19 protein-coding genes are annotated in these 16189 nt (G+C 58.7%); 10 read left to right on the top strand and 9 right to left on the bottom strand.

The window, feature by feature from the left end:
* Nucleotides 1–24: 24 nt before the first annotated feature.
* The gene (locus AC1DU8_RS14210; RefSeq protein ID WP_457279148.1) at nucleotides 25–240 is read right to left on the bottom strand and encodes a hypothetical protein; all 216 of its coding nucleotides are present in this window, start codon (nucleotides 238–240) and stop codon (nucleotides 25–27) included.
* 255 nt (nucleotides 241–495) lie between these two features.
* Here AC1DU8_RS14210 and AC1DU8_RS14205 point away from each other — a divergent pair, with 255 nt between their 5' ends.
* From AC1DU8_RS14205 to AC1DU8_RS14170, 8 genes are all read left to right on the top strand, one after another.
* Entirely contained in the window at nucleotides 496–831 is a 336-nt protein-coding gene (locus tag AC1DU8_RS14205; RefSeq protein WP_477648908.1) for an ArsR/SmtB family transcription factor, read from the top strand.
* Complete coding sequence (locus AC1DU8_RS14200; RefSeq protein WP_477726898.1) at nucleotides 828–1262, top strand: SRPBCC family protein; 435 nt, start codon at nucleotides 828–830, stop codon at nucleotides 1260–1262. Before AC1DU8_RS14205 ends, AC1DU8_RS14200 begins: the two co-directional genes overlap by 4 nt.
* 30 nt (nucleotides 1263–1292) lie before the next feature.
* Nucleotides 1293–1751, top strand: coding sequence for a DUF1801 domain-containing protein (locus AC1DU8_RS14195; RefSeq protein WP_477726897.1), 459 nt, complete (start codon nucleotides 1293–1295; stop codon nucleotides 1749–1751).
* Between the two features lie 33 nt (nucleotides 1752–1784).
* Nucleotides 1785–2192: a DUF1801 domain-containing protein gene (locus AC1DU8_RS14190; protein ID WP_477688837.1), complete on the top strand. Its 408-nt coding sequence runs from the start codon at nucleotides 1785–1787 to the stop codon at nucleotides 2190–2192.
* Between the two features lie 222 nt (nucleotides 2193–2414).
* Complete coding sequence (locus tag AC1DU8_RS14185) at nucleotides 2415–2894, top strand: SRPBCC family protein (RefSeq protein WP_477688838.1); 480 nt, start codon at nucleotides 2415–2417, stop codon at nucleotides 2892–2894.
* A 13-nt stretch (nucleotides 2895–2907) separates the two neighbouring features.
* Nucleotides 2908–3234: an ArsR/SmtB family transcription factor gene (locus tag AC1DU8_RS14180; RefSeq protein ID WP_457279142.1), complete on the top strand. Its 327-nt coding sequence runs from the start codon at nucleotides 2908–2910 to the stop codon at nucleotides 3232–3234.
* A gap of 22 nt (nucleotides 3235–3256) precedes the next feature.
* The gene (locus AC1DU8_RS14175) at nucleotides 3257–3607 is read left to right on the top strand and encodes a DUF2200 domain-containing protein (protein ID WP_477688839.1); all 351 of its coding nucleotides are present in this window, start codon (nucleotides 3257–3259) and stop codon (nucleotides 3605–3607) included.
* A gap of 83 nt (nucleotides 3608–3690) precedes the next feature.
* On the top strand, nucleotides 3691–4431 hold the full coding sequence (locus tag AC1DU8_RS14170; protein ID WP_477688840.1) for an NYN domain-containing protein: 741 nt from the start codon (nucleotides 3691–3693) through the stop codon (nucleotides 4429–4431).
* Nucleotides 4432–4509: 78 nt separating this feature from the next.
* Here the strand turns inward: AC1DU8_RS14170 and AC1DU8_RS14165 are convergent, their stop codons facing one another.
* Nucleotides 4510–5118 carry a pseudouridine synthase gene (locus tag AC1DU8_RS14165; RefSeq protein ID WP_477726896.1) on the bottom strand — a complete coding sequence of 203 codons (609 nt, stop codon included), beginning with the start codon at nucleotides 5116–5118 and terminating at the stop codon, nucleotides 4510–4512.
* A gap of 41 nt (nucleotides 5119–5159) precedes the next feature.
* Here AC1DU8_RS14165 and AC1DU8_RS14160 point away from each other — a divergent pair, with 41 nt between their 5' ends.
* Nucleotides 5160–5882, top strand: coding sequence for an SOS response-associated peptidase (locus AC1DU8_RS14160; RefSeq protein WP_477726895.1), 723 nt, complete (start codon nucleotides 5160–5162; stop codon nucleotides 5880–5882).
* Nucleotides 5883–6003: 121 nt separating this feature from the next.
* Here the strand turns inward: AC1DU8_RS14160 and AC1DU8_RS14155 are convergent, their stop codons facing one another.
* The 6 genes from AC1DU8_RS14155 to AC1DU8_RS14130 form a co-directional block, all read right to left on the bottom strand.
* Nucleotides 6004–6627 carry a DUF938 domain-containing protein gene (locus AC1DU8_RS14155; RefSeq protein WP_477726894.1) on the bottom strand — a complete coding sequence of 208 codons (624 nt, stop codon included), beginning with the start codon at nucleotides 6625–6627 and terminating at the stop codon, nucleotides 6004–6006.
* Between the two features lie 52 nt (nucleotides 6628–6679).
* Nucleotides 6680–7264, bottom strand: a complete 585-nt coding sequence (locus AC1DU8_RS14150) for a primase 1D-like protein (protein WP_477726893.1) — start codon at nucleotides 7262–7264, stop codon at nucleotides 6680–6682.
* Nucleotides 7265–8791 carry a dGTPase gene (gene dgt, locus AC1DU8_RS14145; RefSeq protein WP_477726892.1) on the bottom strand — a complete coding sequence of 509 codons (1527 nt, stop codon included), beginning with the start codon at nucleotides 8789–8791 and terminating at the stop codon, nucleotides 7265–7267.
* A 118-nt stretch (nucleotides 8792–8909) separates the two neighbouring features.
* A complete protein-coding gene (locus AC1DU8_RS14140; RefSeq protein ID WP_477726891.1) occupies nucleotides 8910–9887 on the bottom strand; it encodes an alpha/beta hydrolase family protein in 978 nt (325 codons plus the stop codon).
* A gap of 8 nt (nucleotides 9888–9895) precedes the next feature.
* Nucleotides 9896–12724, bottom strand: a complete 2829-nt coding sequence (locus tag AC1DU8_RS14135) for a DUF3857 domain-containing protein (RefSeq protein WP_477726890.1) — start codon at nucleotides 12722–12724, stop codon at nucleotides 9896–9898.
* Nucleotides 12725–12804: 80 nt separating this feature from the next.
* Nucleotides 12805–14649: a glutamine--tRNA ligase/YqeY domain fusion protein gene (locus tag AC1DU8_RS14130; RefSeq protein WP_477726889.1), complete on the bottom strand. Its 1845-nt coding sequence runs from the start codon at nucleotides 14647–14649 to the stop codon at nucleotides 12805–12807.
* A 118-nt stretch (nucleotides 14650–14767) separates the two neighbouring features.
* Here AC1DU8_RS14130 and AC1DU8_RS14125 point away from each other — a divergent pair, with 118 nt between their 5' ends.
* The gene (locus AC1DU8_RS14125; RefSeq protein WP_457279131.1) at nucleotides 14768–15163 is read left to right on the top strand and encodes a hypothetical protein; all 396 of its coding nucleotides are present in this window, start codon (nucleotides 14768–14770) and stop codon (nucleotides 15161–15163) included.
* 120 nt (nucleotides 15164–15283) lie between these two features.
* Here AC1DU8_RS14125 and AC1DU8_RS14120 read toward each other — a convergent pair whose 3' ends face one another.
* Entirely contained in the window at nucleotides 15284–16057 is a 774-nt protein-coding gene (locus tag AC1DU8_RS14120) for a DUF3455 domain-containing protein (RefSeq protein ID WP_477726888.1), read from the bottom strand.
* Nucleotides 16058–16189: the final 132 nt, after the last annotated feature.

The raw sequence follows: 16189 nt of genomic DNA, 5'->3' as shown, positions 1-16189 counted from the left end.
TCGATTATTGCGGCGCCGCGGCACTTACTGCGTGAGCGTGATTTTTCCTTTGCTCACGTAGTCATCAAACTGGATGCGCGGAATCGCCGTGACGGCGGCAACACCGTCGCCGGCGTCCCAGCTGAGCGTGGCGCTGTCCGGCTCCAGCGCAACTTCCACGCGCACGCGCGGGATCTCGATGGGCGTACCGTCACCCGGTGTGTAAGTCACGTCACCGGTAATCATGGCGAACTGGGGCATGGCTATCTCCTGGAAGGGGTCGTTATGCGCCTCCAACGGCGGCGCTTGAAACCATTTGGCACGCATCGCAAGCGTTTGTCTGTCAGAGAAAGGCGGCATTGTTGAATGGCGGCGTTCATGAAATGCCTTCCATGATGGCAACGGGTTGTCACGCTCAGGTCACGCTGAGGTTGACGGGGCTGAATCCCCGGGGCTTTCACTTTCTGGATGCAGGGCGGGTTGACAAACCAATAACCATATGGTTATGATTTCGGCATGCAAACAGTTTCCAACGAGGTTGCCAACGAAGTTTTCAAAGCCCTGGCCGATCCGACACGCAGGGCGATCTTTGAGCGCCTGGCCCAGGACGGGGCGCAAACCGTGCGTGCGCTGACGGACCGCGCAGGCGTGTCGCAGCCTGCGGTGTCCAAGCACCTGCGCATCCTGAAACAGGCAAAGCTGGTTGACGACAGGCGCGAGGGCCGCGAAACGCATTACAGCGCCCAGCCGCTGGCGCTTTCAGTCCTGCGCGACTGGGTGAGTTTTTATGGCGCCTTCTGGAACGACCGCATCGATCATCTCGAATCACTTTTGAAAAGGATGGACCAATGAGCAACACTGCAACCCTTAACACCACCACTGCTTCCACTGAAACACGCGCGGTCGTCGTCGAGCGCGAGATCCCTTACCCGCCCGAAAAAATCTGGCGCGCCCTCACGCAGCCGCACCTGATCGAAGAGTGGCTTATGAAGAACGACTTCAAGCCAGTCATGGACCAGCGTTTCAGCCTGCGCGCAGACTGGGGCGCTGTCGAATGCCAGGTTCTGGCCATCGAGCCCGACAAAACGCTGTCTTACACCTGGGCCGCCTATGGCCTTGAAAGCATCGTCACCTGGACACTTACCCCCACAAGCACGGGCACACACCTGCGCATGGAGCAGTCGGGCTTCCGGCTGGACCAGGAGCAGGCCTACCAGGGCGCCAAGCACGGCTGGCCGCAATTCTTTGCCAAGCTCGAACAGGTTCTGGCGCGGGCAGGTTGACCGCCCAGGTCTTCAACGCGAGGCATTGAGATGAATGCAATGGCCAAAAAGAAGCCCGACGCGACCAGGGTGCCGGCAAACGCAGGCAAGCCGGCCTTGCTCGCTGGCGGCAACCCGCAGATACCCAAAGGCGAGGGCGACGCGCCCGTGCAGGCCTACATCGCGGCCATGCCGGGGTGGAAGCGCGACATCGGGCAACGCCTTGACGCGCTCATCGTGCGCACCGTTCCCGGTGTGCACAAGGCCGTCAAATGGAACTCGCCCTTCTACGGTGTGGCGGACCAAGGCTGGTTCCTCAGCGTCCATTGCTTCACGAAGTACGTCAAGGTGGCTTTCTTTCGCGGCACGTCGCTGCGCCCTGTTCCGCCTGGTGAGTCGAAAAGCAAAGACACGCGCTACCTCGACATCCATGAAGACGACCCCTTCGACGAAGCGCAGCTAACCGACTGGGTGAAGCAAGCCAGCCAGTTGCCCGGCGAAAAGATGTGAGCAAACACCAGACATGATGAATGGAGCAACAACATGAACAAAACCAAAAGTGCGCCGGCTGAAGCAAAAGAATCAGGCTCAGCATCTGAGTTGATAGACGCAAAGATCAAAGGCCTCGATGACTGGCGCGGCGAGACGCTCGCCCGCGTGCGGGCCATCGTCACGCAGGCTGTTCCCCATGTGGTCGAGGAATGGAAGTGGAGCGTTCCCGTCTGGTCTAAAGATGGCATCCTCTGCACCGGCGAGACCTACAAGAAGGCCGTGAAGCTGACCTTCCCCAAAGGCGCAAAGATGGAAGACCCTTCAAGCCTCTTCAACTCCAGCCTCGAAGGCAACACCCGCCGCGCCATTGACTTTCATGAGGGCGACAAGATCGATGAGAAAGCGCTGAAGGCATTGATACGCGAAGCCGCGACGCTGAACAAACCATCGGCCAAATAGCCGGGCTCCAGGGCCACTTTCACGCGTCCTTGGGGAATCTCGATCGGCGAACCACTTTGAGGCCTGTAGCGCTCTCACGCGCTGGTTAAGTATTTAGCGTGCAGTTTTCACCATCCGGTTGCAATTTATCGCCGGCGATAAAAATGGTTGCAAATTAATGCAACCATTTTGTTGCGGTTTTGAATTGGCTTGCGCATAATTAATGCAACCAGGAGATTGCATATGACTTCATCAACGACATCGTCTTCATCCACAGACCGCATCGAACGCAGCACCTTGATCAACGCCCCCGTGTCACGGGTCTGGCGCGCGCTGGTGAACGCCGAAGAATTTGGCGGCTGGTTCGGCGTGGCGCTCAAGGGCAAAAACTTTATTGCCGGCCAGCAGGTGCAGGGCCACATCACCATTCCGGGCTATGAGCATGTGCTGTTTGACGTGCTCATTGAGCGGATAGAGCCCGAAAAGCTGTTCTCTTACCGCTGGCACCCCTACGCGGTAGACCCGGCCATCGACTATTCGAAAGAGCCCACCACGCTGGTCGAGTTCACCCTCAAAGACACCGGCAAGGGCACCCTGCTCAGCGTGGCCGAATCAGGCTTTGACAAGATTCCCGTGGCCCGCCGGGCAGAAGCCATTCGCATGAACACCGGCGGCTGGGAAGGCCAGTTGGACAATATCCAGAAATATGTCACCTCGCACTAAAACCTCTGAAGTCTTGACCCCCCAGCCCGGCCCCGCAGGCGTCTTCGCCGCCTTGGGCGACGAAACCCGCCTGCGGCTGGTGGCGGTGCTCTGCGTGGGCGGCGCCGTGTCAATTGCCCAGCTCACCTCCACCACCGACATCACCCGTCAGGCCGTAACCAAGCACCTGCATGTGCTGGCCGACGCGGGGCTGGTGCATCACGTCAAAGTGGGGCGAGAGCGCCTGTGGCAGTTTGACCCACAGCAGCTCGACGAAGCCCGCCGCTCACTCGACCTGATTGCCCAGCAGTGGGACCAGGCACTGGGCCGGTTGAAGGCCTCGCTGGAGGCAGAGGCATAGCCGCTTTGCAGAAGGAATGACGATGCTCAAGCACAAGATTTTCACAATGGCTTTTGCCAAGGTCTACCCGATGTTGGTTCAAAAAGCCGAACGCAAAGGCCGCACCAAAGAAGAAGTCGACCAGATCATCTGCTGGCTGACCGGTTATGACCAAAAGGGGCTGGACAAGCAAATCAAACAGCAAAACGATTTCGAAACTTTCTTCGCCCTGGCCCCCGCCATGCATCCGAACGTGTCGCTGATCAAGGGCGTGGTCTGCGGTGTTCGAGTAGAAGAGGTCGAAGACCCGCTGATGCAGAAGATTCGCTGGCTGGACAAGCTGATTGATGAGCTTGCCAAAGGAAAGGCGATGGAGAAGATTCTGCGGTCGTAGCTTTACGGTGGCTTGGGGCCTACGAGGTCGAGGTCCAAAAAGGGTTCTTCTAGTACGATGAGCCAAAACAACCGGGAGCAGGCATGGCGGTTCAGGACAACAAGCGACTGGCGGTGTTGATTGACGCGGATAACGCCCAGGCCGCTGTCATCCAGGAGCTATTAGCGGAAGTCTCCCGGTACGGCACTGCCACTATCAAGCGGGCTTACGGGGACTGGACCACGACCAACCTGAAGGGCTGGAAGGACACACTGCACAAGATGGCGATTCAGCCCATCCAGCAATTCAGCTACACCAGCGGGAAAAATTCCACAGACTCCTCGCTCATCATCGACGCCATGGACGTGCTGCATGCAGGCAGTGTTGACGGTTTTTGCCTGGTTTCTTCCGACAGTGATTTCACCCGCCTGGCTACACGCGTTCGCGAGGCAGGCCTGGTCGTCTATGGCTTTGGTGAAAGAAAAACCCCAGAAGCTTTTGTGGCTGCGTGCGACAAATTTATCTACACGGAAATTCTGCGGTCCGAGGTGGCGGAAGAAAAAGGCGGGAAAGTTGAAGAGGTTCCCGCCCTGCCTGCGCTAAAGCCGATGGTGCTTGCCGCATTGGGTGCCGTCACCCGCGAAGACGGTTGGGCAGCGTTGGGGCCTGTGGGTAGCCAAATGACCAAGAACCAGCCCTCGTTTGATCCCCGTAACTATGGCTTTTCCAAGCTGGGCGAGTTGATGCGAAAGCAACCCTATCTTGAAGTCAAGGAAGTTGCAAATGAGGGGTCCGGTGGGGTGCATCTGCATGTCCGACTTAAGCAGGGTAACAACGCAAAGTAAGGCTATTCCGTCCAAGCTGCCCTTCCTGTCTTCGGCTGCCATGTGCCGTGCCACCGCCTCACCCAAAGGGCAAACGCCTCAGCTGGTTTCGGCCTGCTCTGTCTCTTCACGCCAGCTGCCCTGCGTCAGGCCCTGCAGCGCATAAGGGCCGATGGAAGCACGAATCAGGCGCAAGGTCGGAAAGCCCACCGCGGCCGTCATTCGCCGCACCTGGCGATTGCGCCCCTCGCGAATTCCCAGTTCCAGCCACGTGGTGGGGATTGCCTTGCGCACGCGCACGGGCGGCTCACGCTCCCACAGGCCCGGTGGTGTGCCGATCAGGCGCGCGTTGGCGAGGCGCGTCATGCCGTCGTTGAGTTGCACGCCCTGGCGCAGTGCGGCCAGCGCAGTTTCGCCGGGCACACCTTCAACCTGCACCCAGTAAATCTTTTCCATCTTGAAGCGCGGGTCGCTGATGCGCGCCTGCAGCGCGCCGTCGCTTGTCAGCAGCAGCAGGCCCTCGCTGTCCGCATCCAGCCGGCCGGCCACATACACCTCCGGCACGGCAATGAAGTCTTTCAGCCCGCGCCAGCGGCCTTCAGGCGTGAACTGGCTCAGCACGCCGTAGGGCTTGTTGAAGCAGATCAGGCGCGGCGGCATGCCGGTTGCGGTGGGCGGGGGGAAGCTGGGGCTGGGCATGGGTGTCATTGGACCATGTCCTGGTAGCGGCACTGCGATAGCATCGCCGCATGAGTACCCAATACGAGAGCATCAAAACCGCGACGCTTTATACCGATGCCTTCGGCGTGGCCGCCCCGGATTCGCCCGTGGAACGCAATGTGTGGCCGCGCAAGCCGGGTGTTTTTATCCGCGCGATAAAAGTCGATGAAGCCGAAGAAACTGAGGAAGCCGAAGAGGTTGACGAGCCCACAGGCGCTGAAAAGCTCCCGCGAGCGCTGCTTTCGCATGAGCTGGTGACCGGGCAGTTTGGTCTGGTGCCGCGCTGGGTCAAGTCGGCGTCTGACGCCAAACTGCGTTCGACCAAGCTGGTCAATGCCCGCGCGGAAACCGTCACCACGTCCAGCAACTTCCGCGATGCCTGGCTGGCCGGGCAGCGCTGCATCGTGCCGATGATGGCCTTCATGGAAGACGATTGGCGCAGCGGCAAGGCCGTGCCCACCCGCATTGCCCGGGTCGATGGCCAACCCCTGGGTGTGGCGGGCCTGTGGGAGAGCTGGGCAGGCGCGGATGGCGAAGTCATCGTCAGCTACGCACTCCTCACAGTGAATGCCAACAGCCACGCCCTGATGAGCCGGTACCAGCAGCCGGGCAACGAAAAACGCATGCTGGCGATTCTGAACGAGGGCGCCTACGATGCCTGGCTCAGCGCCCGCACGGAAAAGGCCAAGGAGTTCATGCGGGCGTATCCGGCTAATTGGTTGACCGCCAACCCGGTTGAGAAAAGCCGCTGATCGCCACGCTAACCGGGTTAGAACGAGAATTTATTGGAAATGATGCTGTAGCCCTTGATGGGAAAGCGCGACCAGCTATAAAAATAATAGCGGACTCGGCTTGCCGCCGACGAGTGCGCAGTTAATGTTTTGCCGACTGCTGTGATTTTCCCCAGACCAGGAGCAGGTTGTTGGCCGGCATGGCGTGCCGGGTTTGCAACTGCAGGCCGGCGCGCGCGGCTTCGTACTCTACATCCTCCCTGCGTCTGATGCCCCAAGTGGGGTCTTGCGTGCGCAGGCTTTGGTCAAAGTTGAGGTTGCCTTCGGACGTCAGCACACCGTCTTCCAGATAAGGCCCATAAGTCACCAGCACGCCGCCTGGCGCCAGATGGCGCGCACTGCCCTGCATCAACGCAGCGCAGGTCGCCCAGGGCGAGATGTGCAGCATGTTGGCGCAGTAGATCAGGTCGAACCGTGCATCACCCGGCAGCCACTCGGGCGCCATCACATCGAGCACAAGGGGAGGGTGCACATTGCGCAAGTCCTGTTCGGTGATTTGGGCAGAGATGGATTCCATCGCGGCAGGCATCGCATCGGTGGGTTGCCACGTCCATTGCGGAAGGGCTGCGGCAAACCAGGCAACGTGTTGGCCTGTGCCTGAGGCGATCTCCAGTGCGTTGCCTCGCTCAGGCAAGACTATGCGCAGGACGTCGAGGATGGGCTGCTTGTTGCGGTCTGCTGCGGGGCTGAAGTTGGATTGGAGCATTGGGAGCGGCTAACGTTTTCTCGGCCAAAAAACTGGGTGTTTTCACCTTGCTTCAGCCCAAATTTCTCGGCTGCAATCGGCGCGGTATAGAAAGATATTGTGGTGTGTTTCGAGTCCATCGCAGAGCAGCATACCCACCGAGAAGGCGATGACCAACCCACCTTGGGTCTACTACGGGGTCTGTTCTTCGACCGTTGCAAAGTAAGAGCTTCCCCATCAGTTCAATCCACTGCTGGTAAGTTACCAAACGAGTTCCATAGCCATGAAAAGATCTTCCACTTTCAAACCAAACGAATCCATGAAACGAATTGTCTTGAACGAACGCGTTGACTTCTGACAAATCGCTTAGTTCTTCGGTTGCCATATCAACCATAGGCAGATGGCGCTGGTTTTCGTCGCGACAGGTTACTAGCGAGTGAAATGCTGTTTCGTAACCTGCTGGGCATTGGCTAAGAAATTGCTCGAAGTACGCTGGGTTCAAAAAATCGGTTCGTCTGATCTGGAAAACTGTACGTTGATCTAAAAGAGACTGGGGTCGATATAGGTAATAGCTTAAATGCACTGTGGCAACACTCGATTCCTCCCGAAGGATTGATTCGAGATGCCAATACGGGTGAGATTTGTCTGCAAGATTCATTCAACTTGTCCTAATTCCTGAGAGCATTTGATAGCTCCAAAGAGCAAAGTCGTCTGTCATTCCACTCACGAAGTCCGTAACTAGGTGTGCCCTGAGATTCCATTCACGGAGATTTTTTTGCCTAGAGCTAAGTCCATAACTTTCCAACTCCGATACGGAGTACTTGTATGCGAGCTTGTATCGCTCAGGAAACAGACTGAGCAACTTTCTTTCCACCAGGATACTGGCACCAGTACCGTCTTTTGTTTTTTTATCCAGCGATGCAGCGAAGCGCTCCTGCGAACATTGGAGAAGGCAACTAAAGTGATCTAGGAGACCTCTAACAGCTGTCAAGCCAGCAAGCTCTTTTCGTTCTATGGTTGGATGTTGGTAGACCTTTTCTCGACAATAGTTTTTTAGAAGATCCAGGATATTGCCACCAGCACTATCAGTCGCAATAAGACCTTCCGACCGGCCTTTCAAAATTGATCCGTGTTTCTTGCAATATTCTGCGCTTGCCGCTTCGGATAGCACTCGGGACAGCCTAGTTCTAAAGTCAGTAAAGCGCGAAGCTGACGAAGCTTTCGATTTTGCTACTCTTTGAAGGATATCGGTGATGTCGGTGGCCAAACTGCCAGGTTTTGAGCCGGAATGATGGGGTGACCAGTTAGACAATAAATCGTTAAAGACCTGATCTGCGGAGAGGAGACCTTTTTCAATAGAGTCTTCTAAGTCACTGATGCAGTAGGCGATGTCATCAGCTGCTTCCATAACATAAGCTAGGGGAAATCGATGTGGGGATTTTGGGTTAATTCCAAAATGCTTCCAAATTTTTTCAATCAAATCTTTTTCCGTGCTGAAGAAACCTGCTTTCTTTTGGAAGGGAAGCGCTTTCATCTCCGCTGATGCGTTGAAGTCCGGATGTCGTAGATATTTGAGGTACGAAGCCATAGACGTGTAAGTTAAGTTCAATCCATTCGGATCGCTATTCCATTGCAAAAGCGAGGCTATACGCAGACCTTGACAATTGCCGTCGAACTCAACAAAGTCCGCAAGAGCTTCTTCTCTTTCGCCGCGACGAAGGTGAAGTCCGCTAGCTGTTGCAGCACAGGTGAGTGCCGCTGGCCCCTTTGATCGAAACCACTCTGCAATTGCAGCCTCTCCAAAATGACCAAAAGGGGGGTTCCCGAGATCATGCATAAGGCAAGCAACTTCTACAAAAGTCACAAATGCTCTTGATTGCGCGACGTTAATAATCTCTTTACTGAGAAGCTCATCGACGATTTGGTCTGCAATAAATCGGCCAATTTGTGCCACTTCTATTGAGTGCGTGAGGCGACTTCTTACCGCTGCGTTAGGCTCAAGACTAAAAACTTGTGCCTTTTGCTGGAGACGTCGAAAAGGTGCGGAGAAGACAAGGCGTCCCCGGTCACTTTCAGCTTCGACGGCCAAGGTGCGTGGTGGCAAAGTGGAGGAGCGCTCGCGTCGATTAGACAGAAGTCTGGCGTAGACACCGCCTTTGTCAGTCGTTCTTTTTTTACTTGTCACTATTATTCTCCAGCGGTTTTATTCTCACTACCTGATTAAACTGAACTTCCGCTGAGGCGCGGTGTTGCTGGCATGGCTGTAGATAGTACTTCTATCTGAAGAGGCGTATATCGGCAAGTCACCCCTTAAGCCTCTTACCCGCCCGCGCCACCATCTCCTCAGTCCCCAGATCCTTCGCACACCACCCCGCCACAATGCGCGACGAGTTCGACAGGCCATGCGCATCTGGCCCGGTGCCTTCACCTTGCAGCACCTGAACCGGAATCTGCGCTTTTTGCAATGCGTCGGCCATCACGGTCTGCGAGGCCCAGAAAACGTTTTTGTCATTCGGGTTGCCCAGCACAAACACGCGCAGCTTGGGATGGATCCTTTCTTTGACGACAAATTTCCAGGGTTCGTAGGAATCGGCGTAGTTGGTGGTGTCTTTGCTGCGACCCATCATTTCCCAGCGGATGCGGGGTGAAGAGGGCGCTGAGGTGGGGACGGCGCAGATGATGTCTGAGCGTTCGGTGATCAAGGACGACGTGACGTGGCCGCCGCCGCTTTGCCCGGCGACTACCCATTCTTCTACGCCGTAGCGCTTCTTGATCTCGTCTAACGCGGCCGAGATGATGAGTGATTCGTCAATGCGCCTGCGCTGCATGTGGTCGCCTGATGAGCCGTGGGTGCCCGGGCGGCCCATGTAGATGTAGGGCATGCCGAGTGTTTTGGCCCAACCGTCGGCGAAGTTTTGCAACTGGGCATTGGTCAAGTCCAGGTAGTTTTTGCTGGTCTTGCCTACGCCCACAAAGACGTCGCCATGAAAGAACACGATGGCGCGTTTGACGGGCTGGTCGCCAAAGCCGCCCTTCCAGTATTTCATGCATTCGGCGCCCGAGCGAGCCGTGGCGGCCCAGACTGTATTGGCGGCGGCTGCGCATTGCGCCTGTGTGGCCTTGACGCCATGCAGGATGGCTGATTCCGAGAAGTCGCCTGCGTCGCTAAATTCGAAACGGCCGAACTGGGCATGACCGGTGGCCGGTACCAGCAGGGATGCCGCCCATCCCGTCATCACCAGAAAATTCCGGAGGCGCTTGGGATAAGGGGATGGGCGCATATGTGGGCTCAGGGCTTGGCGACACCCATCTGTTGCAGCTCCAGGCCCGCTGCGACGTGCTCGATGTAGAGGAGGACGCCTTTTTCGCGGGCCTTGTTGAAAAACTCGGCGGCTTTTGTCTTGTCGCCCTGGGCGTAGTAGTTTTGGCCAACATAGAAGTAGCCCTCCACAAGAGCCATGTCGCGCTCGTCGCCCTTTTTGCTGTCGAGTGTGGCCAGGGCCTGTTCGGGCGTCATCAGGCCGTGCAGCATGGCAAGGGCGGGGCGGGGCCAGTCACCGCCAGGCTTGGCCCTGGCAAGCGCTTGTTGTGCGGCGTCCGGCGTGATGCCCAGCCGCTTTTGTGTCCATACGCGCCACAGCTCTGCATAAAGTGCTGCGTCTGCATCAGCCTGTTTGGACTGGCTTGCTTTGGCAAAGTCTTCTGCCGCTGCCGCAAGCTGGCCGCCGTAGAAACGCGCATGGCCGCGCCGGTACATCACGTGGTCGCTTTCGTCGCCGAGTGAGATGGCCTTGCTGTAGTCGGCAATGCTGCGGGGGTAGTCTTGCAGGCCAAAGTACACATTGCCGCGGCAGGCATAGGCGCGCGAAAAGTTGGGGCTGCCCTTGATGGCAAGCTGGGCGTCTTTCAGGCCTTCTTCGGGTTTGCCGAGGTCTGTGAGTGCTTCGGCGCGTTCGCACAGGGCGTTTGCCAGGTCGTCACCGCTCAGCCGGCCGCTGTCGATACCTTTGCCGATCTTGCCGATGCGGTCTTTCAGGCGGTCCTCAATTGTCTGGCGCAGGTTTTTGGCCCCCAGGCCCAGCAGGCCGGATGCCTTGATGTCGTCTTTACGCACTACCGCAATGGGGTAAAAAATCTCGCCCGTGCGGCGCAGGGCGGCCGCATAGGCCGGCACGCGTGACGCCTCGATCTGGGTTTGCAGTACGGCCAGCTCGATGGAGGTTGATGCCCGATTGCCGCGAAAGGTGCTGGAGACCTTGTAGTCAAAGGCGTCGTCGCGCACGGAGCGCGTGAGGGGGTCACGCACCACAGACACCTCAGGCGGGAATTCAATCTCGATCGAGTAGCGGTTCTTGCGCGGCAGGACTTCCATGGACAGCGGCTGGGTGCGATTGACTGACGGCGGCATGACCACCATGCCCGCCATGTTGCTGGCGCTGTAGCGCACGCCCCACTCGCCAGTGGCCGTGATGGCCAGGTTGGGAATGATGTAGAGGTTTTTGACGGTTATGACGTTGTTAACGGTGTCGTCGAGCACCTGGAGCGGCGCCGAAAAACGGATGCCGGGATAGAGCCGCTCATATACCTCGCGAAACACCTTGTCGCGCTGCTCGGTCGTCCAGGCGGCCAACTGGATGCGGCGCATTTCCGCGCTGTAGCCCGACCAGAGGTTCTGGCTTTCGAGCGTGCCGTCGCCGCCAAATTTCGGCAGCGTGATTTTTTCGGTGAGTTCGTTGCGGGAGATCGCGGCGTAATCAGCTGACTTGATGCGGGTGAAGCTGCTGTTGCCGGGTTGAACAACGAGTACTTCAGAGCCTTCATGCGGCTGGCCTAGCGCGTCCAGCCGTCCGGTTTGGCCGATCAGGGTGGGGTCGAGAAAATAGGTTTTGCCTTCCACTTCCGCGCGCACGATGGCGTGGTCGAAAGCGTAAGGTGAAGGCAGCATCTTCGTCAGTCCGTCGCGAAAGCGGGTGGACACCAGCACCGGCTGTGCCTTGATGCCCAGCGCGCGCAGCATCTCGATCAGCATGAATGATTTGTCCTTGCAGTCGCCATAGCGGCGCTGCAGGGTGAGCGCGGGTTGCGTGGGGCGGTGCGAACTTTCACCCAGGGACACCGAAAAATAACGGATTTCGTTCTGCACCCATTGCAGTGCACCGGAGACGCGCTCGTCCATGGTGGGCTTGGTGCCCAGCGTTTGCACTACCTGCATGATTTCAGGAGGCAAGGGTGTGTTGCTACGGAACAGCTGATCAGCCCAGTCCGACACCTCGGCCCAGCTCTGGAACTCCGAGAACTGCATGGAGCGGCCCACATAAAAACTGGAAGGAACCGAAGCTTCAAAGTCCACGGCCGGCAGCGCGAGCTGTTCCCAACGGAGTTTTTTCATCGCGCCGCTGACTGACTCGACAGGCTTTGGATAGTCCTTGTTCAGGTCGCCCAAAAAACGCACATTGATCTTGCGCGCGGAAGGATAGTTAAGCGTGACACGGCGCCGGTCAACCGGGCCGCCCTGGTCCCAACTGGCGTAGTCAATGAAGCGGTTGCCCATGACCGGGTTGGCTCCGATGGTGGAGTAGGCGATCTCCAGTATGTCGCCGACGCGCAGGTCCTCAACCAGGATGGATGCGGTGGTTTCGCCGTTGTAGGCGCCCATGTCGAGGCCGGTTTCCTGCTGAAGGAAGCGGATTTCGGCCGTGGCGAGCTTGTCAAGAACCTGGCCTGCGCGGTGAATGCGCAGGATATGGAGCTTGGCTCTCTGGTATTCGGGGTTGAAGGACACCTGCATCGTGCCCAGCGACTGCAACGGGGCATTGGTGTTGGCCAGCCAGGCCCGGTGTACAAAGCTGGTGGATTGTGCGCCCACCATGAACTGCGTGTCCGCCAGTATGGTTACCACTGGTGCCTTGCTTTGCGTGGCGGGCAAGTTGGTGATGGGTTCGACCCAACTGGGCAGGGCCGCCTGGCGCTCGAATTTGTCGGATGAAATCCGCACTTCCTTGATGCCTTCGTTCGGACCCTGGGTAGCAGGCGCCGGCTGGGACTGGGCGGCCAGTGCGCACAGACCGAGCGTGCCCATCAACATCGTGCTGCGCACGGCATGCAACCAGATTTTCAAAATATTCTCCCTCGTAATTCGAATTGTTTTGTAGACGCTTTTTTGGGGCTTCGTTGGCGCTGCGTCTTTCGGTTTGCCAGCTATTTGGCCCAGTTGTCCTTCATGCCCGTGACGCGATTGAATACGGCTTTGCTGGCAGAGTGATCCACCAGGTCCGTCACAAAGTACCCATGCCGCTCAAACTGAAAGCGCGTGCCGGCAGGCACATTGGTCAATGACGGCTCAACATAGGCCGTCACCGACTTGAGGCTGTCAGGGTTCAGCTCGTCGTGGAAATCCTTGTCGCCTGTGCCGGGGTGCTCGGTGGTGAACAGGCGGTCATAGAGGCGCACCTCGGCCTGCACCGCGTCGTTCACGCCCACCCAGGTGATCACACCCTTGACCTTGATGGCGTCGGAGCCGGGGGTGCCGCTCTTGGTGTCGGGGATCAGGGTGGCGTGCACTTCGGTGACCTTGCCGCTGGCGTCTTTCACTGCGCCCGTGCATTCGATGACGTGGCCGTATTTGAGGCGCACCTTGCTTCCGGCAATGGCTTGCTTGCTCGCGTTGATGTGCGGTGGGAACAGGCGGAAGAAACCTTTGGGTGGCGTTTCTTCATAGTCGGTGCGCTCAATCCAGACTTCCTTGCCGATCTTGAACTGGCGTTTGCCCATCTCTTCGTGGTGTGGGTGTACGGGTGCGCTGCAGTCGTCGAGCTTGCCTGCTCCCATGACTTCGTCCCAGTTCGTGAGTACCAGTTTGACGGGGTCGAGCACGGCCATGGCGCGTGGGGCGATCGGGTCCAGCGTGTCGCGCAGCGAGCCTTCGAGCGTGCTGTAGTCGATCCAGCTGTCGCTCTTGGTGACGCCGATGCGCTCGGCAAACAGTTGCAGTGATTCGGGCGTGTAGCCGCGGCGGCGCAGGCCGACGATGGTTGGCATGCGGGGGTCATCCCAACCGCTCACGCGCTTTTCAGTGACCAGCTGCGCGAGCTTGCGTTTACTGGTGAGCACGTAGGTGAGGTTCAGTCGCGCAAATTCGTACTGGCGTGGGTGCGGTGTGGCGATCAGCTTGCCTTCGGCCAGGCGGTCGAGCAGCCAGTCGTAAAACGGGCGCTGGTCTTCAAACTCCAGCGTGCAGATGCTGTGGGTGATTTGCTCGAGTGCGTCTTCGACCGGGTGGGCGAAGGTGTACATGGGGTAGATGCACCATTTGTCGCCCGTGTTGTGGTGGTGGGCGCGGCGTATGCGGTAAATGGCCGGGTCGCGCATGTTGATGTTGGGCGAGGCCATGTCGATCTTGGCGCGCAGCACGGCGGCGCCGTCGGGCAGCTTGCCGTCTCGCATCTCGCGAAAGCGCGCCAGGTTTTCGGCGGGCGTGCGGCCGCGGAAGGGGCTGTTGGTGCCGGGGTGGCCGAAGTCGCCGCGGTTGTGGCGCATTTCTTCGGCGGTTTGTTCGTCAACGTAGGCGTTGCCGCTTTCAATCAAATACTCGGCCGCGCGGTACATGAAGTCGAAGTAGTCGCTGGCCTGGTAGGGCGTGTCGCCCCCTTTGCCGTTGCCGATCTGCGCCCAGTCATAGCCCAGCCACTTGACGGCTTCGATGATGCTGTCGACGTATTCGGTGTCTTCTTTTTCGGGGTTGGTGTCGTCAAAGCGCAGGTGGCACACGCCGCCGTAGTCGCGCGCCAGGCCGAAGTTCAGGCAAATGCTTTTGGCGTGGCCCACATGCAAATAGCCGTTGGGTTCGGGCGGAAAGCGCAGGCGCACCTTGGCCGGGTCGGGCTGGCCTCCAGCGTGGTGGGCGGCGTCCCCGGGGCTGCCGCCCCAGCGGCGGCTGGCATAAGTGCCTTCGGCCAGGTCTTTTTCGATGATCTGGCGCAGGAAGTTGCTGGGCTTGTGGGTTTCTTTGTCGGCGGGAGCGGAGGCAGGGGCGGGGGTGGTCATTGAGTGATTTTAGGGGGTTACGTTTGGCTACGCTCTTCACTGTGCATGCGGTACGCCGTTACGGGGGTGGCGCGTTTAATAAACACATGGGCATTTCCTGCCCTGTTAAGGAGATCATATGAAGACAGCATTCAAGGCAAACCGCTCCGTCGCCATGGCTGGTGCCGCAGCCGCATTGGCCCTGGCCGCCTTCGGCTTTGCCGGTGCAGCCCAGGCCCGCGACAACGTGACCTTTTCTGTAGGGGTTGCCGCCCCAGGTGTGCAGGTCGGCGTGACAAACGCCTACCCGGTGTACCAGCAGCCTGTTTATGTGCAGCCGGCACCTGTGTATTACCAGCCTGCTCCGGTGTACTACCAGCCGCGCCCTGTGTACGTCAGGCCTGCACCGGTGTATTACGCACCGCAGCCGGTGTACTACGGCCCCAGGCACGGCGGCTACTATGGTCCGCGCCCGGTGTATTACCAGGGGCATGGCCACGGCCGCGGACATGGTCACGGCCACGGATATCGCTAAGAATCGTTAAGGGGTTTTGAAAGGCATCCTGCCGGTCAATCACGCCCCAAAACCCTCAAACAAAAAGCCCGCTTCGTGCGGGCTTTTTGTTGGGCGCTGAAAGGTTGGTGGGTTGCAGTACTAGGCGGCCGGGCGCCAAAAAACATAGTCGGCCTCGTAAGGCACCGACACCCGCATGCCCAGGCTGGCGGAGGTGCATGGGGTGGCCGACACAACCCCGCCCGCTGTTCTGCGGCTCTGGATGTAGCTGACGCTGGCGAGGGCACCCGGGGTGTCTGAAGGGCTCACCATGGCCCGCTGCAGCGGTAGGCTGCTGCGGTCGGTGAACACTTCGACCAGTTCCCGCGCGGCGACTTTGGAGCCGTCGCTGTGCACCCAGCGTGAGCGCAAACCCGGGTAGTACATGACGGTCTGGCCATAACTGTCTTGCAGCCGCAGCCCGGGCGTCTGGAGCAGCCAGGCGTATTCATAGGGCGCACGTTTGATGGCCTGGCATTCGTACAGGAGGTCGCCCTTGCCCTGGGCTTCCAGCACGGCCTGGTGACCCGCCGGCACGCGTATGGCTTCAGGCAGGGCCTGCTGGGCGTTGTAGGGGTTGGGCAGGCGTACGCTGCAGGCGCCAAGCACCCCCACTGCGCCGGTGACCATGAGCACGCTTCGCAGCAGGGCGAAGAAGGGAGCGCGAGAGGCTTTGGTGTTCACGGCAGGTTCCAGGTGAGGGGCGATGGTCTCAGGCACCAGTAAAACACAATAAGCCAGGCCCGCTGTAGGACGCCGAAGAGAATGGGTGCGGGCAAAGGTCGGCAGGTTCACCGGGTAGGGTGATGGCGCATTGGAAGCGTCCAGCCGGTATTCCATGCCGGTGCCAATGCCGATGTCGTGATGCAGCTCCATCCCAGTGCCAAATATGGCTGCAGCCCAATAAGAATCAGCGCGAGCAGCTATAAATTCAGTAGCAGATTGATTCTGCCCACGCCAGAAAAAAAGCCCGCAGACCAGGGGCCTGCGGGCTTTTGGGTTCCATTG

It is taken from the genome of Polaromonas sp. P3_A5 (assembly GCF_056403055.1).
This window is presented reverse-complemented; position numbering and strand designations above follow the sequence as displayed.